Origin of the sequence: Actinosynnema pretiosum, assembly GCF_024171695.1 — a bacterium.
Taxonomy (GTDB): domain Bacteria; phylum Actinomycetota; class Actinomycetes; order Mycobacteriales; family Pseudonocardiaceae; genus Actinosynnema; species Actinosynnema pretiosum.
In genome coordinates, this window is record NZ_JAMTCF010000014.1 from 25,428 (window position 1) to 50,486 (window position 25,059).

At 72.5% G+C, this 25,059-nt stretch carries 22 protein-coding genes; 3 read left to right on the top strand and 19 right to left on the bottom strand.

Going from position 1 to position 25,059, the window contains the following annotated elements:
* Positions 1 to 221: 221 nt before the first annotated feature.
* Positions 222 to 1,418, top strand: coding sequence for a restriction endonuclease (locus tag LV78_RS26605; RefSeq protein ID WP_253848380.1), 1,197 nt, complete (start codon positions 222 to 224; stop codon positions 1,416 to 1,418).
* 151 nt (positions 1,419 to 1,569) lie between these two features.
* Here the strand turns inward: LV78_RS26605 and LV78_RS26610 are convergent, their stop codons facing one another.
* The 7 genes from LV78_RS26610 to LV78_RS26640 all read right to left on the bottom strand — a co-directional run bounded on the left by LV78_RS26610 (position 1,570) and on the right by LV78_RS26640 (position 7,215).
* Positions 1,570 to 1,722, bottom strand: coding sequence for a hypothetical protein (locus LV78_RS26610; RefSeq protein WP_253848381.1), 153 nt, complete (start codon positions 1,720 to 1,722; stop codon positions 1,570 to 1,572).
* 417 nt (positions 1,723 to 2,139) lie between these two features.
* Positions 2,140 to 2,385 carry a hypothetical protein gene (locus LV78_RS26615; RefSeq protein WP_253848382.1) on the bottom strand — a complete coding sequence of 82 codons (246 nt, stop codon included), beginning with the start codon at positions 2,383 to 2,385 and terminating at the stop codon, positions 2,140 to 2,142.
* A gap of 38 nt (positions 2,386 to 2,423) precedes the next feature.
* Positions 2,424 to 2,870 (bottom strand): hypothetical protein, encoded by a 447-nt coding sequence (locus LV78_RS26620; protein ID WP_253848383.1) that lies wholly within the window; start codon positions 2,868 to 2,870, stop codon positions 2,424 to 2,426.
* A gap of 15 nt (positions 2,871 to 2,885) precedes the next feature.
* The gene (locus tag LV78_RS26625) at positions 2,886 to 3,215 is read right to left on the bottom strand and encodes a PadR family transcriptional regulator (RefSeq protein ID WP_253848384.1); all 330 of its coding nucleotides are present in this window, start codon (positions 3,213 to 3,215) and stop codon (positions 2,886 to 2,888) included.
* A gap of 105 nt (positions 3,216 to 3,320) precedes the next feature.
* On the bottom strand, positions 3,321 to 3,887 hold the full coding sequence (locus LV78_RS26630) for a GNAT family N-acetyltransferase (RefSeq protein WP_253848385.1): 567 nt from the start codon (positions 3,885 to 3,887) through the stop codon (positions 3,321 to 3,323).
* 89 nt (positions 3,888 to 3,976) lie between these two features.
* Positions 3,977 to 6,595: a DEAD/DEAH box helicase gene (locus LV78_RS26635; RefSeq protein ID WP_253848386.1), complete on the bottom strand. Its 2,619-nt coding sequence runs from the start codon at positions 6,593 to 6,595 to the stop codon at positions 3,977 to 3,979.
* 113 nt (positions 6,596 to 6,708) lie between these two features.
* Entirely contained in the window at positions 6,709 to 7,215 is a 507-nt protein-coding gene (locus LV78_RS26640; RefSeq protein ID WP_253848387.1) for a HEPN domain-containing protein, read from the bottom strand.
* A 301-nt stretch (positions 7,216 to 7,516) separates the two neighbouring features.
* Between LV78_RS26640 and LV78_RS26645 the strand changes: the two genes are divergently transcribed.
* On the top strand, positions 7,517 to 8,791 hold the full coding sequence (locus LV78_RS26645) for a hypothetical protein (protein WP_253848388.1): 1,275 nt from the start codon (positions 7,517 to 7,519) through the stop codon (positions 8,789 to 8,791).
* 178 nt (positions 8,792 to 8,969) lie between these two features.
* Here the strand turns inward: LV78_RS26645 and LV78_RS26650 are convergent, their stop codons facing one another.
* Positions 8,970 to 9,878: a hypothetical protein gene (locus tag LV78_RS26650; protein ID WP_253848389.1), complete on the bottom strand. Its 909-nt coding sequence runs from the start codon at positions 9,876 to 9,878 to the stop codon at positions 8,970 to 8,972.
* A gap of 701 nt (positions 9,879 to 10,579) precedes the next feature.
* On the opposite strand from LV78_RS26650, the gene LV78_RS26655 reads away from it, so the two are divergent.
* A complete protein-coding gene (locus LV78_RS26655) occupies positions 10,580 to 11,167 on the top strand; it encodes a helix-turn-helix domain-containing protein (protein WP_253848390.1) in 588 nt (195 codons plus the stop codon).
* An 805-nt stretch (positions 11,168 to 11,972) separates the two neighbouring features.
* On the opposite strand, the gene LV78_RS26660 is transcribed toward LV78_RS26655, so the two are convergent.
* The 11 genes from LV78_RS26660 to LV78_RS26710 form a co-directional block, all read right to left on the bottom strand.
* On the bottom strand, positions 11,973 to 13,061 hold the full coding sequence (locus tag LV78_RS26660; RefSeq protein ID WP_253848391.1) for a hypothetical protein: 1,089 nt from the start codon (positions 13,059 to 13,061) through the stop codon (positions 11,973 to 11,975).
* A gap of 707 nt (positions 13,062 to 13,768) precedes the next feature.
* Positions 13,769 to 14,224, bottom strand: a complete 456-nt coding sequence (locus tag LV78_RS26665) for a hypothetical protein (RefSeq protein WP_253848392.1) — start codon at positions 14,222 to 14,224, stop codon at positions 13,769 to 13,771.
* Positions 14,225 to 14,239: 15 nt separating this feature from the next.
* A complete protein-coding gene (locus LV78_RS26670) occupies positions 14,240 to 15,370 on the bottom strand; it encodes a hypothetical protein (RefSeq protein ID WP_253848393.1) in 1,131 nt (376 codons plus the stop codon).
* Between the two features lie 95 nt (positions 15,371 to 15,465).
* Entirely contained in the window at positions 15,466 to 16,614 is a 1,149-nt protein-coding gene (locus LV78_RS26675) for a hypothetical protein (RefSeq protein ID WP_253848629.1), read from the bottom strand.
* Positions 16,611 to 17,855 carry a hypothetical protein gene (locus LV78_RS26680; RefSeq protein WP_253848394.1) on the bottom strand — a complete coding sequence of 415 codons (1,245 nt, stop codon included), beginning with the start codon at positions 17,853 to 17,855 and terminating at the stop codon, positions 16,611 to 16,613. Before LV78_RS26680 ends, LV78_RS26675 begins: the two co-directional genes overlap by 4 nt.
* 115 nt (positions 17,856 to 17,970) lie before the next feature.
* Entirely contained in the window at positions 17,971 to 19,005 is a 1,035-nt protein-coding gene (locus LV78_RS26685; protein WP_301307424.1) for an alpha/beta fold hydrolase, read from the bottom strand.
* A 61-nt stretch (positions 19,006 to 19,066) separates the two neighbouring features.
* Positions 19,067 to 19,936 carry a hypothetical protein gene (locus tag LV78_RS26690; RefSeq protein WP_253848395.1) on the bottom strand — a complete coding sequence of 290 codons (870 nt, stop codon included), beginning with the start codon at positions 19,934 to 19,936 and terminating at the stop codon, positions 19,067 to 19,069.
* The gene (locus LV78_RS26695; RefSeq protein ID WP_253848396.1) at positions 19,924 to 20,733 is read right to left on the bottom strand and encodes an HAD family hydrolase; all 810 of its coding nucleotides are present in this window, start codon (positions 20,731 to 20,733) and stop codon (positions 19,924 to 19,926) included. Before LV78_RS26695 ends, LV78_RS26690 begins: the two co-directional genes overlap by 13 nt.
* A 136-nt stretch (positions 20,734 to 20,869) precedes the next feature.
* On the bottom strand, positions 20,870 to 21,100 hold the full coding sequence (locus LV78_RS26700; protein ID WP_372494999.1) for a helix-turn-helix domain-containing protein: 231 nt from the start codon (positions 21,098 to 21,100) through the stop codon (positions 20,870 to 20,872).
* Between the two features lie 150 nt (positions 21,101 to 21,250).
* Complete coding sequence (locus LV78_RS26705) at positions 21,251 to 23,587, bottom strand: hypothetical protein (protein WP_253848397.1); 2,337 nt, start codon at positions 23,585 to 23,587, stop codon at positions 21,251 to 21,253.
* 54 nt (positions 23,588 to 23,641) lie between these two features.
* Positions 23,642 to 24,916 (bottom strand): aminotransferase class I/II-fold pyridoxal phosphate-dependent enzyme, encoded by a 1,275-nt coding sequence (locus LV78_RS26710; RefSeq protein WP_253848398.1) that lies wholly within the window; start codon positions 24,914 to 24,916, stop codon positions 23,642 to 23,644.
* Positions 24,917 to 25,059: the final 143 nt, after the last annotated feature.

Sequence of the window (25,059 nt, forward strand, 5' to 3'; positions counted from 1 at the left end):
ACGCCGACGCCCAAGGATCGCCGACCGGTGAGGCCGCGCATCCCACTGTCGCAGGTTCGCGGTCACAGTGACAGTGTGTGACGACAGGATCGTGAGGTTGTGCCGCGTGACGGCGCTGATCGAGCTGCCGTCCTACGATCTTCCCCACCTCAAGAGGCAAGGGGGACGGAATGGCTGACACTGGAGACGTCTGCTCTCGGGTCGTTGGTGAGATCACCTCTATGGCCGCCGAGGAGACTTCCAGCCCGACACGCCTGCTGGCCGTCTTGAACGCTGGCGGTCAGCAGGCTCTGGCCGCCGCCATCGGCGACATGGTGCGTGCCTGGCTGACGGAGCACGGCTGGGCGGACAGTCTTGAGCAGGTCTCCTTCACGACCTACCAAGATTTCCTTTCACTTCCTCCTGCGGACTGGCCGGTGGCGGCGATTATGCTGAACGGCGACTACGGGGTCGAGGACCGGGTTCTCACGGAGGGTGAAGGCGACTTTTGGGGGTGGCTGGAGGCGCACGGCCTTCACGTCGAGACCAGGTCCCATGGTGTGCACGAAATCAGCGTCCCCGACGATGCACCGTCGAGCGCGGGGTTGCGTGACCGGCTGACCACGCTGCAGGCTTTCGAGTGGAACGCACACCTCGTGACACCCGACTACACGACAATTTATCACACCGTTTTCGAGCACTTCGGGCGCCATCCGCAACACCTCGGCGATCTGGATTGGCGTGGCTTTGAAAACCTATGCGCCTCCGTATTCGAGGCCCAGAACTACACCACCGTGCTCGGCAAGGGAGGCAACGACGGCGGCGTCGACATCCGCCTCACGGAGCACCCCGTCTACGGCGAGCGACTGACGGTTGTCCAGGTGAAGCGGTACAAGAAAAAGATCGACATTCAACTGGTCTCGTCGATCCTCGGCGTGGCCCACGCCGAAGGCGCCGCTCGAAGCCTGTTCGTCACCTCCAGCAGCTTCCTGCCATCGGCCAGGAAGTTCGCCCAAGCCAACGTCGGTTCGATCCCGCTCGACCTCGCCGACGGCCAGCAAGTCGCTGAATGGTGTCGCGGACTGCTCCCCAGCCCCGACGCGCTTCGTCGACAAGCGGCATCGTGGACCCCCAAGAAGGCAAAAATCATTGTCGCCGCCGTCGGCGTCGGGATGACCAACTGGAAATGGGCTGCTGTAGTCGCGGAGACGCCGTTGGCTGCTCGCCTGATTCCACTCAATGCCCTTCGGGTCCGGTCGCATGCCGACCCCATGGTCGGCACCGAAACCCCCGACCTGCCAGGCGGGACGCCCACAGCAGAGCACTCCTGGACCGCCCGCCGCTCAAAGAGCGGAGGCGGAGACGAGTACCACGGTGACGACGGTCGGTTCTACCAGGTTTGGGACAAAAAACCGCGCTATTTCGACGACGCAGACTGAGGATATTCAAAAAGAACTTCCACCGCTCCTTACCTGTCATCGCCGGCGGGATAGATTGATGAGAACGCGCATTCAACCATCGCGAGTCCGATCGTGAGTTGGCAGTCTGTGTTCGGCGATGGTCCTGCACCTGGGTACTCACCGCCGCCGGCTACGACGGTCGTAGAGCCGCCAAGCCTCGATCAACAGCAGCCACCACGAGCGGGGCGAGCGAGCCGATCCACCGGTAGTCCTGGGCAGTCTCGCCCTCACGCGCGATGGTGGTGTCGGCGCGGCGCAGGCAGTCGGTCGCCGCGCGCGTCATCGGGGGAGGGTGTGGCCGCGGGCCTCGAGCAGCGCCAGCAGCGAGGTCAGGCGCGTATCGCGCAGCGCCCGGCGACCTGGGGGTGGGCGTGGCGGGCGTGGACGATGGCGATGGCGATGGCGTCGCGGGGCCGGTTCAGGACGGTGGCCTGGCGCTGAGGTGGCTGAGCGCGTCGACGGCGAGCGCGTGGTCGCCGGTCAGGTGCCCGGCCAGGCACAGCGCGTGGGCCAGGGGCTGCCGGTCGGCGTCGTAGGCTGGCTACGCGGTGGTCAGCGCGAGCACGCCGAGCCGCCGAGCCTCGCGGACCTGCCCGGGCTGTGGTGCGGCGGGCGGTGCAAGGTCGGCGTGGCCGATGTTGGTAGCCCTCAACTGGAAGCCGAGTTCGACGCTCCGGCCCCCTGTCCGAGGTGTCGGAGGTCAGCCTGCGGCGGGTGGCTCGGTGATCGCGCGCCGAGGCTTCGTGGCAGTCGTCGCGCCTGGAGGTGGTGTGGTGCCGTGGCGCCAGGTGGTGACGAGCAGGGCGAGTCGTTGCGGGCGGTCGTGGTCGGCGAGGACCCAGCAGATCGCGATGGTCGGGGCGAGGATGGCGATGATCAGCAGGGCGGCGCCGACCCATCCCGCCGCGAGGGCTGCGGCCACCATGCCGCCAGCGCCACCGGTCATGCCGATGGTTTTGACGGTCCTGGCCGACGGGCCTCTCATCAGTCTACCGCCCGGCCTGCGCCGAATCGTCTAGCGATTGCGATTTTAGGGGCGGCGATCAGCACGATTTTGAGCAGTTCGCTCCACCGCCGAAGACGGGGTGTGCCGTCAACTCGCAGGTCGAGCATCCAGCCAGCCCACTCCTCTAAGTACCTGTCCTTGACCTGCGCGGGCAGCAAGCAGACAGCGGCTCGGATGCTGCGAGAGGGGCACCTAGGGGTTACCTCGGCAACGGGACCAGTCAGGTAGATCAAACCGCCGAGCACCATGCCGGTGACACTCACCAAGCCCAGAACAATGCCGAAGATCGTCGCAATTATGCCGATATCGCCGATAGCGATCCAGACGAGAATGGAGCAGGTTATGACCGCGACGCTGGTGGCGATCATGCGTTTACCGCCGGCCTGCGTGACCGACGGCACGACGCCTTTGATTCCTCGTTTCATGATCCGTTCCTCCCTTCAGTGTCCGGGTTGGGGACGCAGCGTCGGGAGGCTGCCGGTCATGGTGGCTTCGGCTCGGACGACGGCCTGGTAGGCGGTGATGGCTCCGTGGCCGGCGAAGCGGTAGTAGCGGCGGCGGGGACGGCCTCGGTCTTCGTGGTCGGCGGGGTCTTCCCAAAAGCTCTCGACCAGTCCGGCCTGCTCGAGGCGGTTGAGGATCGGATGCAGGGTGCCGGTCATGATCCCGGCCTGGCGGGCGATGTCGAGTCCGTAGCGCGGCACTGCCGGGTCCTCCAGCAGCACGCGCAGCACCGCGATCGTCTGCGGCGTCATCCGTGGTCCGGCCATGGCCACAACTCTAGCTAACTAGACTTCGGAGCGCTAGCTAGCTAGACATGCGCCTGAGCAGGCTGTGCCTCCCCGTCAAGTCCGCGCGGTTTGTCGGTGACAGCCTCATGCCTTCGACTTCGGGGACAGCTGCTTGTAGAAGCCGAACCCGACGTGCGGGTCCCCCGGCACCTGCCACTCCTTGCCGAGCAGCCTGGGCAACGCCTGACCCGGTTCGAGCGTGACGAACCCGTGGGCGGAGTAGAACTTCATCAGCCGCTCCAACTCCAGGTCAGGTGTGGCGACCCCGAACCAGACGCGGACCCCGCGCGCCCGCAGCCTCTCCTCCAGGTAGGCGATCAGCTCAGCGCCGATACCCCGATCACGCGCCTCGGGAAGCACCGCGATGAGGTCGAGGTTGCTGTGCTTGTCCTTGACCGTGGTGTAGTCGTCACCAAGGGGAAGCGGCATCCCGTACCTCGCCGCAGTCAACGCGGTCGCCACGATCTGGTCGCGGCAGGTGAGCGCGGCCCCCACAAGACGCCCGTTCTCGCGGTAGCAGGCGACGATCGGCGCGTACACCTCGTCCATGTCGGTCATCGGCACCGCGGTCGCCGCGATGTCGTCGAAGACGCTGAGGAACAGGTCGAGAGCTTCCTGCCGCTCCGCGTCGGTACGGGCTTCACTGATCATCCGCCCAGTATCCGGTACCGCCGCCCGGCTGGCCTGCCGCGTCGACGACGGTGTCCCGGCGCGAAGACGACCGCCGGGGCGGGCGCGGGTTACTCGACGTCCTGGTCCTGCCGCAGCGGCACGGTGCGCAGCCGGGGCAGCCACTGCGACGGAAGCGCGCCTTCGACCGCGAAGACGGCGGCGAGGTCGGCGGGCGTGAGGGAATCCAGGTCGCGGGTCCGGGCGGTGCGCCACGCTCGGACGATCCGGTCGAACAGGTCGATGACGGCGTCCGGCCGCAGCAGGTACACATGGCTCTCGGCCACGGCGTGCGCGCTCGGGTGAACCCTGGCCTGCGGAGTCATCAGCAGCGTGGGGGAATCTCCAGGCGCTGCCTCGGCACGGCTCTTGGCGGTGAACCGCAGGTGCCCGCCTGCCTGCCGGACGTCCTCGGCACCGAGTTCGCCGCCCTCCCCGGCTTCGCTCTTGGCTTCCCAGGCCACCCACATGGTGCTGCCGAAGACCCAGATGGCGTCCGGCGCGGCCTGGTTGTTGCCGTCGCCCTCGCTCGGCACCGCGCCGGCAAGCCTGCCGAGGACGACCAGGGCGGCCTCGTAGGGCTTGTGCGGCGTGGCCAGCAACGCGGCGCGGGCTTTCCGGACCTCGGTGTCGAACACGGTCGGCTTGGCCAGCCGGGCCGCGTTGGCCAGCACACCGGCCATCGCCTGCTCGTCGAGCGGGTCGAGCGCAGGTTCCTCCGGTACGGTGCCGCTCTCGACGGGCGCGGCCAGGTTGGACAGCCAGGTCGTGCCCCGTCCGGCCGCGCGGGCCGCACCGTAGAACTTCGTCGCCGCAGCCCCCAGGACAGGATCTGCGGCCTGTCGGGCGAGGCGGTGCGCGATGCAGGACGCCAGGTAGTTCCACAACGCGGCGTAGCGCTGCGGCGCCCGGCCACCCCGCAGGGCGTCGAGCACCTCACGGATGCAGTCCAGGGCCCGTGACCACTCCCCCTGCCAGATCGCCTCGCACGCGACGACCTCGTGGCTGACCGCGCGCTGAAGCTCGGCGGTGCCGGGCGCGTCGACGCGTTCGTACTGTTCGCGATCGTCGACGATGTCCTGATCGACCTCCCGCCACTCGGCCCCGTGCTCGGCGAAGATCCGCAGGTTCTCCCGCATCTCGGCCGAGGTGTGGTCGATGCTGTGCCGGTAGCCGAACTCCAACTCGGCGTGGATCTCCGGGTGCATGGCCTCCTGGACGTCGCGGCGGGTGACGTAGGAGACGAGTTCGTCGTCGAGCACGAGCACCGCGGCGAAGTCCTTGGCGTTGCGGGTCGCACGACCGGCACCCTGCATGATGCGGGCACGGATGCGTTCCTGCAGGACCTCGATCGCGCCGAGTGAGCCGTGCAGGAACCGCTCCTGCAGGTCGCCGCGGGCGGGCAGCCCGGCCAGCACCACCAGGCGGCAGTCGTCGTCGGGCAGGTCGATGCCGTCGTAGCGGTTGTTCAGCACCAACGCGGCGGCGGGCTCGTCGGTGAAGACCGCCAGGTCGTCCTCGACGTCGTCGGCCCGGAACACCTCGTGCTTCTCGGGCAGACAGGTGTCGGCGAAGGCGTCGGCGGTGCGGGTGTCCGGGGTCATGACGACGGCGCGGCCGTGCTCGGCGACGACGTCGGCGATCCAGGTGTCGACCTTGTCCGGGTCGGCGGCCAGGTCACTGGTCAGTTGCGGAAAGCAGAAGAGCCGGCGACCGGTGCCCTGCTTCTCCCAGCCCTCGGGGATCGGGATGCGGGTGATCTTGCGCCTGCCGAAGATCCGTTCCAGCTCGCCCCCGGCCCCTAGCGTCGCACTCATGTAGATCCGACGGGCGGGGTTGTCGAAGGCGGGGTGGACCAGCGTCGGCGGGATCAGCGGCCGGATCAGCAGACTGCGGTGGGACAGGTAGACCAGACACTTGTCGAGGTTGCCGCGCAGGAACTCCAGCGCGTACGCGCCCGCTTCGCTGATCTTGTCGGCGTCGACGGCCGCGTCGAGCGTCTGCTCGAGGTGCGTGGCCTGGGTGGCGACGCCGAGCGGGGAGGCCAGGTAGACGGTGTTGCGGTACTGGCTGTCGGTGGTGTCCCTGCGGAGCCGGGCCAGGACCAGCGGGTCCAGTGCGCCTGCCAGCGCCGAGAGCACATCGAAGTAGGCGCTGTCCTCGTTGGCCCGGTCGATCTTCAGGCTCCAAGGGCTGGCGACGGCAGTCTCGGCCGCGTGCGCGTCGTCGAGCAGCAGCAGTTGCGCGTCGTCGAGGGCGGGGTTGGAGTTGAACACGTGGTGGTAGACGCTCACGGCGATCGCGTTCGCCGCGGTGTAGCGGGCGCGGTCGGCCTTGTTCCACTTCCGTACCTTGCCGATGAGCAGCACGTTGGGGATGCCGTACTCGGTGAGCTTGTCCGCCGTCTGCCGAGCCAGTTGCCGGGTCGGGCACAGGTAGGCCACCCGTTCACGGAAGGCGCGGCGCCGGTAGTCGCCGATAAGTCCGCCGACCAGGGTTTTGCCCGCGCCGGTCGGCAGTTCGATCGCGACGTCGTGACCGGTGGCGTGGTTCTTGTGCCAGTCCTTCAGCACGGTTCCCTGGTGGAACCATAAGGACTCGGGCCCGTCGTTGGTCTCGGCGAGCTTGCGGTAGAGCTGGACGGGGTCGTTCGGGATCGCGGACGTGCCGCTGGAGCGCTTGAATGCCATGTCGTTGCTGTCCCTCGAGTGTCAGGGCCTGCGGCCCGCGATCGTGCGGCTATTTCAGCGACAGATCCGGAGTTCGGCTAGGCCCCAAGCGTGTACGACGGTGCCAGCCCCTGTCAGGCCGGGGCCGCGGCGAGCGCGGTCAGCCTGCGCTGGACGTAGCCGTAGAGGCGGTCGACGTGCTCGCGCAGCAGGGCAGGGGCCGCGCAGCAGACGGTGGCCAGGGCCGGGTCGCCGGTGCGGGTGGTCGGGTACCTGCCCTGGTCGCCGACCGCGTCGTAGTGGTCGAGATCGCGGACGAACGCGACCACCAGGTTCTGCTCGGTCCCCTCGGCGAGCAGCTCGTCACCGCGCCGGGCGAGTTCGTCCAGCAGTGTGGTCAGGCTGTGGGTGACCGGGAAGGTGTCGTCGTGCAATGCTTTCAGGCCGAGCTGTGCGAGCTGGCGGGCGAGGAAGAACGCCGGTTGCGGCACCCGGTTGACGATGGCGGCGACCGCAGCTTGGTGGAACTCGGCGAGGGTGTCCTCGACGGGGTCGGCGCAGTGCGTGCGGGACAGGCACAGGGCGTCCCCGTCGTTGTGGTAGCTGGTGTTCATGTCGCCGAACGGGCTGCGGTACGTCATGGGCGGTCATTGTCCTCGGCGGGTGCCGCCGCGCCAGCGCATATCGAGGTTCGGGACTGGTGAGGTCGCGTATTCAACTGTCGCAAGTTCCCTGCGGTTGTCACGGTGAGTGATCGACAGATGTGTATCGGCTTCGGGTTGCGCCGGCCTGGGCGGCGAGCCTGGTCATGGTGACGTTGGTGCGGCAACTGCCGCACCAACGTCGTGCGTTCTGGTTCACGGACGCTTCGGATCCACAACTTCTCCGGATAGCCGCCAACTTCGAGTGGTAGGAACATGGCCGCCGGATAACCTGGCCCCCGTGATCTCTCGCTATCACCTCAAATGTCCCGGCTGCGAGGAAATGTTCGTCTTGCGGCTCGGAGTTGAACCGACTCGCGGCACGAGTTTCTACCTCCCGTGCCCGCTATGCCGCCTGCCGATCCAAGGATCGATGTCGGGCACTGAGCTCTCGAATCACCAGATCACCGTCGGCGCCGAGGTACTGAGCGGCCAGAACGCCGAGCCGGATGGCGTGCCGGTGGTGACCATCAACCCGTTCGTGCCGTCGCTCTACGACGCGGACTCGTTCGCTCCCGCAGGGGCTTTCCCCACGATCACCCTCGTGCAGATCCTCGGTAACGACGTCTTCGGTAAGTTCCGGGAAGAGCGGCACCAGTCACTCGAAGCTGGCCAGCTCCTGTGGCCCAAGGTCAGGATGTTGTTCCAGTACTACCTGCAGGGCAATGCCGAGATGTTCACCCGTATCGCACAGCGGCATCTCGGACTCGGGTGGAAGCCGAGCACGAGCCACGAGCGGACCACGGTCGCGTACCAAGCGCTGGGGACGGCCACGACGATGATCACGGGGAACACGGGGACGTGCGGTTCCACGGTGATCAGCCGCTTCCGACGGAAGCACACCGCCGCGATGGATCGGCACCTGGACCACCTCAAGGCCTTCCGGCGTCGAGGACAGGAGCTTGACGCCTTGGAGCGAAACCTGTTCACCGAGCTCAACCGCTTCGTGGAGCGGCACGAGTCGTGGGAGATGGGCCTGATAGGCAGGTTCATCGGGCCGAAGGAGAAAGAAGCCTTCGACGAACTGGTGCTCTTCCGTGACGAGTTCTCGACGGTGAGGGACCTTTACCAGCAGGGATTCGAGCTTGCCTGCAAGTGCCTGTGGCCGTTGGTGGCGGCCCAGAACACGGTGAAGCGCGGCAACCCCGATGACTTCGGGGACGTTCATCCCGAGCCTGAGATCGTGCCAGTGAACAGGCGCCCCAAGAGCCTCAAGAAGTTCGACGATCTGGCGAACGCGCACAAGATCGCGTACGTAGCTCAGGTTCCAGGCTGGGAGTCGCTCGCGGTCCTGCTCAACAACCGCCGGCGCAACACGATCGGGCACGCCACCGCGCACCACGACCTCCAGACGGGCCGTGTGGTCAGCGACAAGGACCCCGCCGGGATGACCTACCTCGAGTTCCTCGGCGAGACCCTCGGTGTCTTTGAGGCACTCTCGGTGCTCGCCCAGGTCTTGCGGGCAAGCCGCGTTGCCGCATCGCCCGACTTCGGCCTGCCGGACCAGCAAGGCTGAGAGAAGGGCCCTCCGGGGCCCTTTCCCACTACCAAGATCAAACTCTGCGGGGACGAGGGCGGAGGGGATTGCCAGGTGGAAGCCGGAGGCATCCGGCGACGGGGACCGGGTTCGCGGTGTTCACCCGCGGGGAACGGCGCTGATGCTCTGGCCGCGCGAACCGGGCGCGGTCCGCGTGTCAGCGCGGAAGGGCTTCAAGGGCCTGCATGCCCAGTCCGGTGACGAACTCGAGGATGGCCGTGTTCGCGCCCGTCTTCAGGGTCTCCAGCAGGGATCTGATCATGGTGCGCATCCGGCTGGGGTCAGGGCTCGCAGCGCTGGCCTCCTCGTGGAGCTCCTGGGCTTGGACGTCCGCGGTGCGCTGGGTGTCCTGGTCCAGGTTGAGCACGGGGAGGGCCTGGCTGACGGCGCCGGCGAACTTGAGGACGGCGGCGACGTCGAGGTCGGAGTTGATGTTCTGCCGGACGTTGGTGCTGGAGTTGACGATGTTGCCGACGCTGTCGGTCATCGTGATGTTGGTGTTGTTGTGGGTGGTGTGGTTGGTGGTGGCCCCGCTGTTGCGGTCGAGGTAGCTGCGCACGTCGCCTTCGTGGTGGAGGAGGCAGTCCCGGCCTTTGCTGGTGATGCGAGGGTTCAGGACTTTCCGGACGCCCGCTGCGGGGACCTGACCTTCGAACAACCCGTGTTCGTGGAGGTAGGCGATCTCCTTGTCCACTTCGTCGGGGGTGAAGTCCTTGCCGGGGTGGCTCATCGCCTCCGTGTTGAGGAACGGCTTCCAGTTCGGGACGCGGGGGTTGGCGTCGAGCCAGGCGAGCATGCCGGTCCGCAGGGCACCGATGCGGCGGGCCGGGCTGTTGCGCTGGGCGATAAGTCGCTGCGCTTCAACCATGCCGGGCCCGGTCAGACGGCAGTCGGCACCCTCCGAAGTCGAGTAGTCGTTGGCCAAGCCTTGAACGACGAGGTACTCGACGATCAGATTGCCGTTCTCGATGTCGATCCGGTTCTGCTCGAGGTAGTCGGCGACGCTGGCGTCGCCTTGCCCTAAGCGCTCCAGAAGTCCCTGTGCGTGCTTTTCGATGTTGATCATGAAGTTGTCGTCCTTTCCTGTTCAGGACGGCTGCGTCGAACACAATCGGCTCAGCGGCCTACGGAAACGGCTTTACGCGCGGAAGGTATCGAACGTGTGTTCCTCCGTTTAGCCCGACACGCTAAACCGTCACCCTCTAGGGCAGGGGTATCGGCGTGCTGGCTTGCGGGGCCACGAGTGGGCACCACGTCTCAGGCGGTGCGGGCACGGTGGGCTCGTTGGCGGCATGTGGCGCAGCAGTAACGGCGGGGCCGTCCGGCAGCTGTCCGGCGAAAGGGCTGGGTGCAACCGCGACCGACACGGACCCGCTGGGCCACCAGCGCGCGGTCCTGCGCGCGGCGGACATCGCCGAGGTCCTGGACGAGTACGCCACGTCCCCCGGCCGGGAGGCGGGGGTGGACCTGCGTGCGGATGCGCGGTTGGTGCTGCCGCCCGCCGTCGAACGGGAGGTGCGCGGCGCGGCTGCGGTGCCAGCCCTGCTGCCCCCCTGCCCTGCGGGGCAACCCCGCGATGGACGACTACACCGTGTACGCGACGAGCGACCGCGCGCCCCTGGCGACACGTCGGCATCGTCGCCTCGCATGTGGACCTAACCCCGGCCTGGATCGCCGAGCACGCCGGGGCGATCCTGCGCCCGTTCTGCCCCACCGCGAGGCGGGGCGCGATCCCCGTCCCACCTCACTCTCCCCGAAGGGAAGCGCGTGACCCCCGCCGAGTTCAAGGTGCTCCGCGAGTCGCTGGGCCTGTCGGCGCAGTGGCTGGCGACCGCCGTCCACGTTGACCAGCGGACCGTCCGCCGCTGGCAGGGCGGCGCGATCCCGCTGCGCGCCGACGTCGTCACCCTGCTGACCCGGATCGCCGAGTGGGACGCTGCGGAGACCGGCGCGGCCGCGAAGCCCGACAGCCTTCCGGCCGGGGACTGGCCCGTCCTGGAGATCCCGCGCGTCGATGCCGGCGTCGCCGACGATCTCGGGTTTCCCGCCGCCTACCACCGTGCCGTCGCCGCGCGGGTCCGTCGCAGGCTCGGTGGCCAGTTGCACCTGGTCTACGCGGACCGGCAGCGGGCGCGAAACGCGCTCATCGGTTGGACCGGGCACGCCGGTCCCCGTCACCGCAGCAGAGCGACGGCTGCGTGTGTCGGTCGCGGTCGTGGACTGTGGTTCTACGCGAGGTCGACACCCCGAACACCGCATGCTCTTACGGCGTCGCGGTGCGCGCGCTGGTCGCCGAGGTCGGCGGGCGCACGCCGCTGGTGGTACTGGACGAGGGGACGACGCTGGACCGGGTGACTTCTTGGTTCTCGTCCCGACGGGGCGGGGCTACGCCCGCGATGGCGAACGCCCGGCTGGGCGGGCTGTGCTCGACGGCGGGGTGGTGACGGGACCAGGGGGGTGGCTCGCCGGGAACCCGCCACGTCGGGTGCGGCACCGGACCGGGCTCGGGCGCTGGATCGTGGGCATGTGGAGTCCTTGCTGGTCCGCTCCCATCTGCCGCTGCGGGGAGCGGACGCTGTGGCGGATGCTTCACGAGACCGCCGCCCGCGCCGAGGAGATCTTGGGCCTGGACGTGGAGGAGTTGGACCTGCGCAACCGGCGCGCCAGGGTGGGACGCAAAGGCGGTGCGGCCGACATGATCGTGCGACGGACCGCGACGGCCCACCTGCGCCCCGCCTGCTCGGCGAGCGCCGCACAGGCCTGGTGTTCCTCACCACGCGCCGGGCCCGCGTCGCCCTGCTTCCAGGCGACGTGGACCCGGACAGCGGGCTGGCAAGGCTGTCCTACCGGCGGGCCACGGAGTGCTTCGCCCAGACACCCGCCAGGGCCGTGGGAGCTGCACCGACTGGCACTCCACGCTCACCCGGCACGAACACCTCAGCCTTGCTGGCGTACTCCGGCTACACCAGCGTGGCCTCCCTGGCTCGCTACGCGCGGGTTTCACCGACCGCGCTCGCTCGCTTGCAGTCCTCCGGAGCCCCTGCACGTCGCCATCACCGACCACTCCGAGCCGGCAGAACGAGGAGAGGCATGACAGGAAGTCGACTCCATCGGCCCGCCTGAATCGTCCAGTTCATGCTGCCACTGGACAAAATCGACTTTAGGCTACCCGGATCTGCGAGTTCTCGAAATCCAAGTAAACCAACATAGAGCAGACGAACATCAATGCCTGTACGGCGTTGCACATATTGTACTGACGCGAGCTAACGGTATGCGCTGTTGCGTGACGATTATAGACCTCCGGCACAGGGTCTCCATCTTTTGCGAAAAATTGCTGGTAAGCTTGCCAGAGAGGGGCGAATGCCATGAATTCTCGAATTTCGAGGTCGCCGTAGGCGCCCGCAGTGCGCTTTCCGCTTCGATCGGGGGTGTATTTTTTGCGATCTTCTCCGAAGTGAACGACGACGAGGGTGTCGACGAGAGAACTCGCCAGCGCCTGCGCAGCAGCGACGTGGCCTGCATCGAGGGCGTCGAGTGCGGCGAAAACAAACGGAACGTATGGAGCGGCGAATGCCGTCGTGCAAGCTTTTGCCAGTTCGCGACAGTCCTCTGAGATGCTTTTCCAGTGCTTTTCAAGAAGCATTCTACGCTTGCTCGCACTGCCAGCAAGGATCAGTTCTTCAGCCGTGGAGGCGCGCGGAATTCCGTAAAGCGGGATTCCGTCAGCCATGACGACAACTTCGACCTGCTCGAACTTCAGGTTCTCAATTCCCTGAAGGTTCTGCGGGTAAAATGAAAATTCAACCCGCGCAAGCGATACTTGCATATTTGCCAGAAAGTCGACATATTGCTTGGCAAAGCTCGAAAGGGCCTGCGTTGTCACGCCAGCGATGCGGAAATCCACATTTTTGATCAACTGTTCTGAAACGCACTTAAGGTTTGACTGCAGAAGTGCACTCGCCTTCAGGAGGTCGCTGTCGATGATAGCAGAAATATGATTCCGCATCGCATTCTGCGCCACACGAAGAGGCGCGACAAGACTCTCTGCGACCATTTGTTGCGTTCTAGCAAAGGTTGCCAATGCCTCATTGTCAATGGGCATCGAGGCAGCCGTTCGACTTAGGTACTGCTGGACCCGATCCAGGCTCCTGCGAAGTTCTTCCTGCTCCTCTGGAGTAAACTGCCGAATTTTAGCGCTCGCCGGAACTTTCTCGGTCGCCTGCGGGGTCTCGCGCTCGTCGTCTGCCACACAAGGAAGGTTAGCCGTCGAGACAACCGCGGCTGGCAGGCCACTTGGAGAAGCCGTGAGGCGAGGATCGGTGTGGCGGTGTACACCGGCAGACTTTCAGTTTCAGCTGCTATACGCGCGACAGGACGGCGATGCCTCTGGTCAGCGCGGCTGGGCGGCAGCGTGCGTGCCGGTCGCGGGCAGTGGGCGTCCCGCCAGGGGGTGCAGAGTTTCGTCGGGCACCCCTGTCGCAGCAGGCGGCGTCCGAGATCGTGCTCGACAGACAGCAGCGGCATAGGGCGGCCGAGTCGCCGACCATCACGACCCGGTCGGGGGTGCGGCCCGGCGCTCGGCACGCCCGGCACAGCGGCTCTGGCGCGAGTGCGGCCGCTTCGCAGGCCGGGGTGACCAGCGGCTGCGCCGGCGGGGTCGGGCCGGTGTGTTCCGGCACCGCGCGCGCGCGGACCTCGTCCTTGCCGGTGACGATGGCGTTGTCGATCCCGTAGGCGTGCGGCGCGTCCGGTAGCTCCCGCGTGCCGGGGCCGGGCGACCAGGCGCACCCGCTCGGCGGCCGCCAGGCAGGACGCTTCCAGCGCGGCTGGCCTGTCGGCGTCCGGTGGCCCGGACAGCGCCCGCAAGCGCTCGGTCGGCGGGGCGTCGGGCAGGTCGACGGCCGTGAACGCGCGCGTGGGTGTGCCGTCCCGTGCGGGTCGGCGCGCCGGCACCGGTCACGACAGCGCGCCTGCGGTTGTGCCCGCCGGGGCGGTGGGTGTGGCCGCGGCGATGATCAGTTTTGTGCGCAGGGTCTTCTGGGTGCAGCCGGAGCAGCGCGGCGGGCAGCCCGCGCAGGTGGTCAGCTCGACCAGCAGCTCGCGCAGCGGCAGCGGCAGGTGCTTGTCGCCGTTCTCGACCAGGATGCGGCCGAGGTCGTTTTCCAGGCAGGCGTGGGTCAGGCGCACCAGATACAGGTGTGCCCGCCCCAGGCCGCTGGCGAGCGCGGCGGCTTCGGCCAGGGTCAGCGTGGCCGCCCGGTGGCCTTGGCCGTCGCGGTGCTGGGCGGTCGCGCGGCGCAGCAGGGCGGCCAGTTCGGCGTCCCGGTCGCCGGTCGGGCGGGCGCCCCCCATGCGCCCGGCCGGGTCGGGGTCGGTGTGGGTGGGGCGTAACGGGATCGTGGGGGTGTTCATCGGTGCTCGCAATCGTCAGCGTGTTCGGGCGGGATGCGTGCGCGGCAGGTCGAGTAGTCGGTAGCGGCCGATCAGGGAGGCGTGCGGGTCGCAGGAGGGCAGCTCGCCCAGGTGGGGGCGCTGCTGGTGCAGCTCGGTCCGGTCGGCTGCCGGTAGGGCCGCGGTGCTGGCGGCGGTGGCCAGGGCGCGGGCCCGCTGCCACGGGCTGCGGGCGGCTTCCGGGCCGGTGCGCAGGGCTTGCGCGTAGGCCAGGACCATCAGCGCCGCGATCCGGTCGGGCAGTGGCGCGTTCTGCTCGTGGGCGTCGTGGGACATCACCGCAGCCGTGGCCAGGCGCACCGCGGCGCCGGTGTCCCCGTCCTCCAGGTGCAGTTCGGCCAGCGCCGTCCACACCGCCGCCCGGCGCGGGCACAGCGGCGCGCGGGGCGTGGGCAAGATGTGCGCGGCGCCGACCGGCCGCCCTTCCAGCAGGATGTCGAGCTCCAGCAGCACCTGGCGGGCGTGTTCGGGTTGTCCGGCCCGGTGGTGGCGTCGGGCGCGCCGCCAGTGGGAGGCGGTGGACCAGCGTCGGGGCCAGGTGGCGTGGGGATCGTCGGGGTGTGCGGTGAGCAGGGCCAGCGCGTGCCGCTGGCGCTCGTGGGCGTGCCGGTGCTGGGCCTGGCCCGCGGGGATGCCCCGGCACAGCGTCAGCTCGGTGAGTACCGCGACCTCGCGCCACAGCGTGTGCTCGACGGCCCGGTCCAGGACCGGGGCGGTCAGCTCCCGGCACCAGCGCAGCTCCTGCGGCAGGCCGGTGGGGGCCAGCAGCAGCACGGCCGCGGTCATCCGCGCGGCGGTCTCGGGCCGGTGGGCCAGCTGCCCGTGGACGGCGGCGGCCAGGGTGCTGCGGTGGTGCTGGACCCAGTGCCGGTTGCGGGCGCGGCGCCGGGTGGCCGGTAGGCCCAGGGCGTGCAGGTCGCGGGCGCTCATCACCTGGTCGAGCAGCAACGGCCAGGTCGCGGGCGCCTGGTCGTGGACGGTGGTGCTGCGGCGCGCCTCCTGCTCCAGCCAGGCCAGCAGCTCCTGCGGGTCGACGGAGCCGGGCACCGGCGGCGGCGTCTTCTGCCCGGCCGCGGCGGGGGTGGGTGAGGTGTCGGTGGTGGTCATGGCGACGCTCTCGCGATCGGTCGGGGACAAGGGCGGGGAGGGAGGGGAGGCCGCGCCCAGGGGCGCGGCCTCCGGTCGGGCCGGGCGGGGGCCGGTCAGGGCGTGGGGGTGGTGAGGTCGGTCAGGGCGGTGTCCAGCTCGGCGAGGCGGCGGGGGTGCACTTGCGGGTCCAGGCGCTGCGCGGCGGCGCGCAGCACGGCGGTGGCCAGCCCGGTGCGGCCCAGTCGGGCCTGGGCGTGGGCGGCCACCAGCACCGCCTGCGCGTGTTCGACCGCCGTCTCGGGGCCGTCACCGATCAGCGTGAGCGCCTCCAGTGCCTCGTCCAGGGCCGTCTGCGGCCGGGCGGGCAGCCAGGTGGCGGCGATGGCGGTGCGGCGGGCGCCCAGCAGCCAGGAGGGCGCCTGTCGGGCCTGGTCGACGGCCAGCGCCAGCCCGTGCTCCCGACGTGCTCGCTCGTCCCGGCCGCGTGCGGCGTGGTGGTGGCCCATCGCCGCGTGCGCGTGCGCCACCGACCGCTGGTCCCCGGCGCACGCCAAGGCCCTGCGCGCGGCGGGGCCGCAGTCCAGCCCCAGTGCGCGGCGGGCGTCGGCCACCCGCGCCCAGGCCGTGCCGGTGTGGCCGTGGCCGGTGCGTTCGGCGGTGAGCGCGGCGGCGCGCTGCATCGACAGCAGCGCCTGCTGCTCCCCGGCCAGGTGCAGGCCGTGCCAGGTGAGCGCGGCCAGCTCGACCACCAGCGCGGCCAGCCGCGGGTGCGGCTCGTCGCGCTGGTCCACGCCCAGCTCGTAGGCCGTCTGGTGGGCGGCCGGCAGCGCGGCGTGCTCGTGCCGCAGCCAGCGCGCGGCCTGGCGCGGGGTCCACGCGGACGCGCCCGCCGTGACCGGCTCGTCCAGGCCCGAGCGCTCGTGCGGGTCGCGTACCGCCAGGGCGCGGGCCGCGCCTGCGGCGTCCTGGCGGTGCCGCTCCAGCACCGCGAGCACCATCACCAGCGTCGCGGGGTCGTCGCCCGCCCGCTCCACCAGGTCTCGGCGGGGCGTGGTGGTGTGGACGGCGGGCCGGTAGCGCGGCGCCCCGTGCTGGGGCACGCACCGGATCAGCCCGTCGTCCACCAGGCGCCGCACCAGGGCCTGGGCGTCCCCGCCCGCCCCGGAGACCAGCGCGACCAGGCTGGTCTGCGCCAGGCTGGTCTGCGGATGCGGCGTCAGCAGGGCCAGCGTGTCCTGGGTGGACTCGGTCAGTCGGATCACAGCGACCCCCGCGAGGACGCCGGGCCGTCGACGCTGTCCAGCAGCTCGACCACGCGTCGCCGCCTGCGGTGGTGCAGTACCGGGTCCAGCAGCCGGGCCGCGCGCGTGAGCGCCGGGTGCGCGCCCTGGACCCCGACCGCGTCGGCGAGCGCCACGGCGGCGTCGGCGTACGCCTCGCCGTGCCCGCCGGGCAGCCCGCCGTCGTCCACGACCGGCGGCCGCTGGTCGGGGTCGGGGTCGAGCAGGGTCAGCGCTTCGCGCGCGTACCCGGCGGCCCGCCGCGCCCCCTCCGCGGGCGTCCGCCCGTCCGGGTGGGCGCCGGTCAGTTCCAGGCGCGCCAGCACGGCGGTCAGCGCGCCGATCACCGGCTCGATCGCCCCCCGGCGCCGCTCCAGCGCGATCGCCGTCTCCGCGTGCCCGAGCGCCCGAGCGAGCGTGCCGGGCCCACCCCTGGTGTTCGCGGCGAGCGCGTGCGCGAGCGCCAGGTGCGCCAGCGCCCTCTCGCGCGGCTGGACGGCCAGGGTGCGGGCGTGCTCGGCCAGGCGCAGCGCCGAGGTCGGCTCGCCCAGGTCGGCGGCGGCGATCGCGGCCCGCGCGGCGCCCACCGCCGCGTAGGGCTGCCGCTTGTGCTCGGCGGCGGTCCAGGCCAGCCACTGCGTCTCCAGCTGGGCGCGCGGGTGCCCGAGCCGCTCCAGGGTGCGCCACAGCGCCGCCCCCAGCTCCCACACCTGCGTGCCCATCGACAGCGCGTGCGCCACGCGCTGGGTCCACACCAGCTCGTGGCAGTGCCGCACCAGCCAGGCGTGCGCCTGCCGCGCCGAGGCGAACGGCCCCGGCTGCTCCTGCTGGTCGAGCAGGTGGCGGTCGGCGGGCGGCTCCAGCAGGTCCGACGCCTGCACCGCGCGCTCGGTCAGCGCGATGACCAGCCTGGTCAGCGGGGCCTTGTGGTGGCGGGCGCGGTCGGCCAGCAGCTCCAGCGCCGACCGGTCCCCGTCTATGCCCTCGGCGCGACCGGCAAGCCGGTAGTAGACGGGCGCCTCGGCGGCGAGGGTGTCCGGCAACGGGTCGCGGTTCGGGCACCGGGACGCCACCAGGTGCCCGGCGGCGATCCAGCGGGCGGCGTCGGCGCGGGCCTGCTCCGGGGTGCTCTCGCGCAGCAGCGACAGGGTGGTGTCGGAGACCGGGGAGTGCAGCAGCTCCAGGGGCTGCACTCGCACCGGCAGGGGGGCGGTCAGGGACATGACGCCCTTTCTGGGGGGAACGGTGGGGAAGGGTGGAGCCGCCTCCGCCCGTGCGCGTGTCGATCACGCTCGGGCGGGGGCGGCGGTCATCGGGGGCGCGCGGGCGCGCCGGGGGTCACGTCCGTGCGGGGTGCGCGGCCCGGACGCGGTCCACGTGCGCGGACACGGCGTCCAGCAGCGCCGTCGTCCCCTCCGGGCTGTGGTGCAGGTGGTGATCGGCGGGGACCTGCACGAGCGTGGCGTTGGGGTGGCGGCGGCACAGCTCCCGCTGCTGCCCGAGCCAGATCGCCGCGCTCTCCCTGCCAGCCCAGTGGGGGCCGGTGGCCACCAGCAGCGTCGTGGGCACGTCCGGGCAGGCGGTGGCGCGCACCTCGTCGCCGCCCCGCGCCAGGCCCGCCCTCTCCCGCGCCGCGCCCAGCCAGTAGCGCGCGCTGCGGAAACGCGCGACGTACTGCTCGGCCCACTTCGGTTCGATCAGTTCCTTCCTCGGGCCGGTCAGCGGGGTGCTGCCGGTACGGGCCGCGCGCAGGCGGCTGGGTCCCAGCCCTCTGAGCGCGAAGTCGGCCGCGGTGCGCCAGTGCCTGCCCGCCGTGGGGTCCAGGGAACGCATGGCCAGGGGGTGGTCCTCCAGGGTGGTGTCGGCCAGGACCAGGGCGGCGACCCGGTCGGGGCGCTGGGCGGCGGCCATGCGGGCGATCAGGCCGCCGGTGGAGTGCCCGAGCAGGATCACCGGCTCCGGCCCGGCCCCGGTCTCCTCCTGCTGCTGTCCGTCCAGCGCGTCCAGCACCGCCCACAGGCGCGCGGCTAGGTGGTGCGGGGTGGTGGGCAGCGGTCCGCGCGGGGCCGGGGCGCTCCACAGGCCGCAGCGGTCGTCCACGACCACCTCGACCGCGCAGCGCGCCGCCAACTGCTCCTGGAATCGGGCCCACTCCAGCGCGGGAGCACCCAGTGCGGGCAGCACCACCACCCTGGGGGCGCCCTCGCCGTGCTCCAGCACGTGCGCGGCGCGCCCGTCGACCTGGAGCAGGCGGCCGGGCACCGGCTCCCGCCACCGGCGCAGCGCGGTCTCGGCCATCCTGCGCGCGGCGATCGCCGCCGCGGCCGTCGCACTGGCCAGCGCCACCGCCGTCGTGCCGTGTCTGCTGCTCATCGTCGTGCGATGTCCTCTCGTAGGGGGTCGTGTCCGGGGCGGGGGTCGCCGCCGGGGGGGATCACGGGGGCGGCGTCGTCGCCTGCGACGGGTCGGGTGTGCGGCGGGGTCGCGGTGGGGCCGGTGGTGGCCAGGCGGTCCACCCGGCAAGGCCGAGCGCGAGCAGCGCGACCACGCCCGACAGCGGCGCGGACGCCACCCGGTCCGCCAGGTGCGCGATCGCGGCGTGCAGCAGCGCCCCGCCCAGCAGGCCGGTGACATCGCCCGTGCGCCGCCACAGCCACAGCGCGGGCGCCATCGCCGCGGTGGCCGCCAGCGCGAGCGGCAAGCCCCGGTCCGTGCTGGCGGCCAGGTGCGCGGCCAGCGCCCCCGCTCCCGCCCACCAGCCGCAGGACCGCGGCCCCGCCCGTCGGTGCGGCGGCGCGGCGAGCAGCAGCACGGCCGCGGCCGCCGCGACCGGCAGGAACGCGCCGGACAGGGCCAGCGGCAGTCCCACCGATCCCGGCACGGCGGAGTCCGCCGCCACCGTCTTGCCGGTGGGCGGCAGCGCGGCGGTGGCGGCCAGCAGCGCGGGCCCGGTGGTCCACAGGTATCCGGCCAGGGCGCGGCGGGCGGCCGGGTGCGCGGGCGGGTGCAGCGCGGCGCGCCCGCGCGGGGTGAGCGCGCCGAGCAGCAGCAGCGCGAACGCCGCCGCCAGGGCCGCGCCGACCCCGTACTCCGGCACCGCCCCCCACTGCGCGGCGGTGTCGCCGGGTAGGGCTGGCGGGGACGGGCGCACCGGCGGCGTCGTCGCGGCCGACAGCGTGGTGGCCGCGCCCAGCAGCAGCGCGCCCGCCAGGAGCACGCGCGCGGCCGGCACCGCCGCCGGGCGGCCCGCGCGGATGCGGCACCCCGGACCCGGCCCCGGCCCGCGCCCGGTCACCGCGGCCACCGCCCGAGGTCGGCGGGCGCCGCGCCGCTCCCCCGGCCCGCGACCCGCAGGCCGGGGGTCGCCGCCCAGGGGCCCTCGATCCTGCTGGCGAACAAAGTGCCGAGGTCGGCCACGGTGTGCGCCATCCAGCGGGGACCGGCCACGACCAGCTCGCCGATGGCGGCCGCGCCCCACCCGCAGGCGATGGAGTCCATCCCGGCGGCCCGCGCCGCCGCGATGTCCACAGTGGAATCACCGAGCATCACCGCCTGGGACGGGTCCACGTCCAGGCGCGCGCACGCCGCGGTGAGCATGTCCGGCGCGGGTTTGGGCGCGAGCGCGCCGGTCGGGGCGAGCAGCTCGTCCACCAGCGCGGCGAGCCCGGTGCGCTCCAGCACCAACTCCGCCCTGCTCCGGTCCTTGTTGGTCACCACGGCCACGGCCATGCCCTGCGCGCGCTGGGCGCGCAGCACCGTGTCCATGCCCGCGCACACCCGGACCGCGCCCTGCCCGATCAGGGCGACGGTGGCCTCGCGGTAGGGCCGCTCCAGCTCGGGCGGCAGGCCCAGGCGGGCCAGGATCTGCGGCAACGCCGTGCCGGACAGGGCCCGGAACTGCTGCTCGGGCGGTTCGCCGGGCAGGTCGAGCGCGGTGAACGCGGCGGCGAGCGCGCGGCCGGTGACGGCCGCGTTGTCGACCAGGGTGCCGTCCAGGTCGACCAGCAGCGCCCGCTTGCCGGTGGCGATGCGGGTGATCGTGGACCCGCGGGGCCGGTCGGGGCCGGCTTGGAGGGGGGAGCGGGAGCGGTGTCGGGGCATGGGGTGTCCTCGGGCGGTCGCGCGGTACGGGCGGGCGTCGGGCGGGGTGCTGCAACCGGAGGGGAAGTGGAGGAGGTGAAGGGCGGGGCGGGCGGCGGTCCGCGTCCGCGCGGCGCGCCCGTCGGGGCCGGGGACGTCACCGCCGGGCCTTCTTCCCCTGGGTCGCGCCGCCCCGCCCGCGCAGTTGCACTCCGTCCTCGCTCAGGAGTCGGTGCACGAACCCGTAGGAGCGGCCCATCTGCGCGGCGAGCGCGCGGATGCTGGCGCCCTTCTCGTAGTGCTCGCGCAGGGTCGCGGCGAGGGTGCCCCTGGCTCTCCCGGTGATCCGGGTCCCCTGGGACAGCGAGGGCAGTGCTCTCTGGGTCATGCGACGACTCCCGTGTGGTCGGTCGGTGCGGGCTGGATGTGTTGCGGGACAAGGCGATGACGGACGACTGGCCGGGCTCGGCGTACTGTCCGGAGTGGACGGCGGCCGGAAGCGCGCGGCGGCGCGCGCGTGCGCCGGTGGCGGGGCGGGTCAGGGCTGTCGGCGGGTCCGCCCGTCGAGCTCGCCGAGCGCGGTGTGCAGGTCGGCCAGGTGGCGCGGGTGCACCTCGGGGTCCAGGCGCCCGGTGGCCTGGCGCAGCGTCTCGGCCGCCTCCTGCCCGTGGCCCAGCGCCGCGAGCGCGCGGGCGGCCACCAGCACGGCCTCGGCGTGCTCGACGACCCACGCGGGCTCGGGACCGATCAGCGCCAGCGCGGTCCGCGCCTGCCCCAGCGCCTCATGCGGCCGCTCGGACAGCCAGGTGGCGGCGATGGCGGTGTGCCGGACGGCCAGCACCACCGGGTGCGCCGAGCGCGCCTGGTCGGCCTCCAGGGCCAGCCCGAAACGCGCGCGCGCCTGCCTGTGCTCGCCGTCGTGGACGTGGTGGTGGCCCCGCGCGGTGTGCGCGGCGGCCCGCGACCAGAGGTCCTGCCCCGCGGCCCGGACCGCCGCGCGCGCCGCCGCGCCGCAGTCCCGGCCCTGGCGGTGCTGGGCGCCGGCCACCCGCGCCCAGGCCGCCGGGAGGTAGGGGTGGCCGATCAGCCCGGCGGCCCTGGCCGCCGCCCGCTGCATCCGCTCGTCCCGCTCGTCCTCACCCGCCAGGTAGGCGGCCCGGTGGGTCAGCGCGGCCAGCTCCACCACCAGCGCGCACAGCGCCACGTCGGGCCCTGCGGCCGCCAGCGCGCAGGCCGCCTGCTGGGCGGTCAGCAGCGCCCGCGCCTCGCGCCCGTACCAGGCCGCCGCGGCGGCCGCGGTGGGCGTCGGGGCGGCGGCCAGGACCTGCTGGTCGGCGAACAGGCGCGCGCCGGGGGCCAGGACCTGGGCCGCGCCGGCGGCGTGCGCCCGGTGGTGCTGCATCACCGCCCGCACCACCCGCGGCACCGCGGGCAGGCCCGCGGCCCGGCGCAGCAGCTCCTCGCGGTCCGCGCCGCCGGGCGCGGACCGGTAGCGCGGGCCGCCCGCCGCGTCCACGCACCGCTCCAGCACGCCGGTGGCCACCAGGCGCTCGGGAAGCCCGTCGTCGGCCGTGCCGTAGGCGGTCAGCAGCACCATGAGCGCGTCGGCCCCCACCGGGGCCTCGTGCGGCGCCAGCAGCCCGAGCGCGGTGAACACGGTGTCGGCGTCCTGGTCCATCGTCTGCTCCGGCGGGGTCGGGACGGGGGTGGGGGCGAGCAGGGTGCCGACCCGCCGCCACAGCCGGTGGTGCAGCACCGGGTCCAGCAGCCGCACCGCGCGCACCAGCGCCGGGTGGGCGGCGTGCGCGCCGGCCGCGTCGGCCAGGGCGAGCGCCGCCGCGGCGTAGTCCTCGGCGTGCTGCGCGGGCGGGACCAGGTCGTGCTCGGGGCCGTCGAGCAGGGCCAGCGCCTCCCGCGCCAGCCCGGCCGCGCGCGCCTCGGCCTCGGGGTCGGGGTCGGTGAGCCAGGTGCGCGCCAGCGCGGCGGTCAGCGCGCCGAGCGCGGCCTCGGGCGCGCCCCGGCGCCGCTCCGTCTCGATCGCCCGGCCGAAGCTGTCACGGGCACGGGCGCCGCGGTCGGGGTGGTCGACGGGCGTGGCCAGCAGGGCGTGGCCCAGCGCGGCGTGCGCGGCGGCGATCTCCCTGGGCTCGACGGCGTGCCGCCGGGTCTGTTCGGCCAGTTCCAGCGCGTCGGCGCCCTCCCCCAACGCCGCCGCGGCCACCGCGGCGCGCGCGGCCGCGGCCGCGGCGTAGCCGCTGCCCGCCGCAGCCGCGGCGGTGACGGCCAGTCGCTGCACGGCCAGCTGCTCCTCGTGCAGGCCCAGCCGATCGAGGGTGCGCCACAGCGCCGCGCCCAGTTCCCACACCGGCCCGTCCAACCCGAGCGCGTGGGCCAGGCGCTGCGCGTGGAGCAGGTCGTGCAGGTGGTGCACCAGCCAGACGTGCGCGGCCTGCGGCGAGGAGTGGCCGGGCACGGGGGCGGTCTCCAGCAGCAGGTAGCGCTGCGCGGGCGGCTCCAGCTGGTCCGCCGCCCGCACCCCGTGCTCGTGCAGACCCGCCACCAGCCGGGTCAGCGCCTCGCGGTGCCGCTCGAGCACCTCCCCGACCGCCGCTCCCGCCCGACCGGGGTCGGGCAGGCCGGTGGCCCGGTAGTGGGTGGGCGCCGGTCCCGACAGCGGCAGGGACTGCGGCGGCGGGACCCTGGCCGTGACCAGGTGGCCTCGGGCGATCGCGTCGACGGCGGCCTCGCGCGCCCGCTCGACGGTGGTCTCCAGCAGCAGCGCCAGGGCCTGCCCGGAGATCGGGTGGCGCAGCGCGGCCAGCGGCGGCAGCCACACCGGCAGGTCGCAGGCGCGGGGGTGGTCGGTCAACGACATGGCGTCCTCTCCGGACGGTGGGGAACAGGGGCGGGGAGGGTGGTCAGCGGGCGGTCAGGGCACACGGACCGGCAGGCACCCGGCGGTCGGGCCGGGCGCGGTGGGGTCGAGGTCGCCGGTCGGGGCGCGGCGCGCGAGGTCGTGCTGGTCGGCGACCAGGCGCTCGACGGCGGCCTCGGTGCCCAGCGCGTCCAGCGCGGCGGGCAGCAGCGCGGCCCGCGCCGGGTCCTCCAGCACCGTGTGCGGCACCGCCACCAGCGACGTGGCCAGCAGGTCCGCCACCGGCGTGCGCACCCCGGCCAGCCGCTCGGCCGCCACCGGCGGGAGCGGCTGCTCCCGCCAGGGCCGCACCGCCGGGTGGGCGGGCACCCCGGCGGCGGTCAGCGCGGCGGCCAACGTCGCGGCGCGCACCCCCGCCTCGGCCGCCTCCGGCGGCACCCGCAGCAGCAGCGCGTGGTGGTCGTGCATCGCCACCTGCGCGCGCACGGGCACCGCCAGGCCGTCGTGGCGCCCGGCGAGCGCGGCGAGCAGGTCGACGCGGCCCCGGTGCCGCACCGTCCAGCGCGCGGAGTACTCCCCGAGCGCGGCCAGCACCAGCGCCGCACCACTCGGCCCCAGGTGCGGCCCGGCCGCCAGCTCCCGCACCGCCTCCGGACCGTCGGGGTGCTCCAAGGCCAGGGTGCGGGCGCGCTGCTCGGCCAGCAGGGCGCGCACCTGCTCGGCGTGGTGCCCGGTGCGCGACAGCACCGCGCCGCCGCGCACCCCCGGCAGCAGCGACCCGGCATCGAAGGACAACACCGCCGCCGTAGCCGACGGGAGGCCGCCGACGCGCGTGCGCCCCCAGGTCCCGCCGATGCCGTGGGCCAGGTCCTCCACCACCGGCACCGACCCCCACCGGCGGGCCAGCCGCTCCAGCCGGTCCAGGTCCGCGGGGTGACCCGCGTGGTGGGTGAGCACCACCGCGCGCGTGGCCGGGGTGCGCGCCCAGTCCAGCGCGGCGGGCGAGAGCGTCAGCGACAGCGGGTCGACGTCGACCGGGACCGCCACCGCGCCCAGCGCGGCCACCGCCGGGGCCAGGCGCGGCCAGGACACCGCGCCCACCAGCACCTCGTGGCCGCGCCCCACACCCGCCGCGCCCAGCGCGGCGCTCATCGCCACGGTGCCGCTCGGGGCCAGCACCGCCTCCCGCGCCCAGTGCGCGGCCAGCCGTTCCTCCAGTTCGCGCGGGGTGGCGGTGGTGGCCAGCAGCGCGGCGCGGGCTGCGCTCGCCGAGACACCGTCAATGTGTTCGCTTTGGCAAATAGGCGTGGGTGGGGTCGCTGTCGACACGAGGTTTCAGCTCCAGATCGAGGAAGAAAGGGGGGTTCCGGCGCCTCTACGGGGGACGCCCGCCTTCACCCACCGGCGGGCGGCGTCCGGTCGAACCGCTCCCCTCGCCCAGGGCGTCCTTCCGGGCAAGGCGGACGCAGAGC

Bases quoted from the DNA above. Each gene is read 5' to 3' on its own strand.
- LV78_RS26605 (WP_253848380.1), top strand. From the start codon at position 222: ATGGCCGCCGAGGAGACTTCCAGCCCGACACGCCTGCTGGCCGTCTTG.
- LV78_RS26610 (WP_253848381.1), bottom strand. From the start codon at position 1,722: ATGACGCGCGCGGCGACCGACTGCCTGCGCCGCGCCGACACCACCATC.
- LV78_RS26615 (WP_253848382.1), bottom strand. From the start codon at position 2,385: ATGACCGGTGGCGCTGGCGGCATGGTGGCCGCAGCCCTCGCGGCGGGA.
- LV78_RS26620 (WP_253848383.1), bottom strand. From the start codon at position 2,870: ATGAAACGAGGAATCAAAGGCGTCGTGCCGTCGGTCACGCAGGCCGGC.
- LV78_RS26625 (WP_253848384.1), bottom strand. From the start codon at position 3,215: ATGGCCGGACCACGGATGACGCCGCAGACGATCGCGGTGCTGCGCGTG.
- LV78_RS26630 (WP_253848385.1), bottom strand. From the start codon at position 3,887: ATGATCAGTGAAGCCCGTACCGACGCGGAGCGGCAGGAAGCTCTCGAC.
- LV78_RS26635 (WP_253848386.1), bottom strand. From the start codon at position 6,595: ATGGCATTCAAGCGCTCCAGCGGCACGTCCGCGATCCCGAACGACCCC.
- LV78_RS26640 (WP_253848387.1), bottom strand. From the start codon at position 7,215: ATGACGTACCGCAGCCCGTTCGGCGACATGAACACCAGCTACCACAAC.
- LV78_RS26650 (WP_253848389.1), bottom strand. From the start codon at position 9,878: ATGATCAACATCGAAAAGCACGCACAGGGACTTCTGGAGCGCTTAGGG.
- LV78_RS26665 (WP_253848392.1), bottom strand. From the start codon at position 14,224: ATGAACACCCCCACGATCCCGTTACGCCCCACCCACACCGACCCCGAC.
- LV78_RS26670 (WP_253848393.1), bottom strand. From the start codon at position 15,370: ATGACCACCACCGACACCTCACCCACCCCCGCCGCGGCCGGGCAGAAG.
- LV78_RS26680 (WP_253848394.1), bottom strand. From the start codon at position 17,855: ATGTCCCTGACCGCCCCCCTGCCGGTGCGAGTGCAGCCCCTGGAGCTG.
- LV78_RS26685 (WP_301307424.1), bottom strand. From the start codon at position 19,005: ATGAGCAGCAGACACGGCACGACGGCGGTGGCGCTGGCCAGTGCGACG.
- LV78_RS26695 (WP_253848396.1), bottom strand. From the start codon at position 20,733: ATGCCCCGACACCGCTCCCGCTCCCCCCTCCAAGCCGGCCCCGACCGG.
- LV78_RS26700 (WP_372494999.1), bottom strand. From the start codon at position 21,100: ATGACCCAGAGAGCACTGCCCTCGCTGTCCCAGGGGACCCGGATCACC.
- LV78_RS26705 (WP_253848397.1), bottom strand. From the start codon at position 23,587: ATGTCGTTGACCGACCACCCCCGCGCCTGCGACCTGCCGGTGTGGCTG.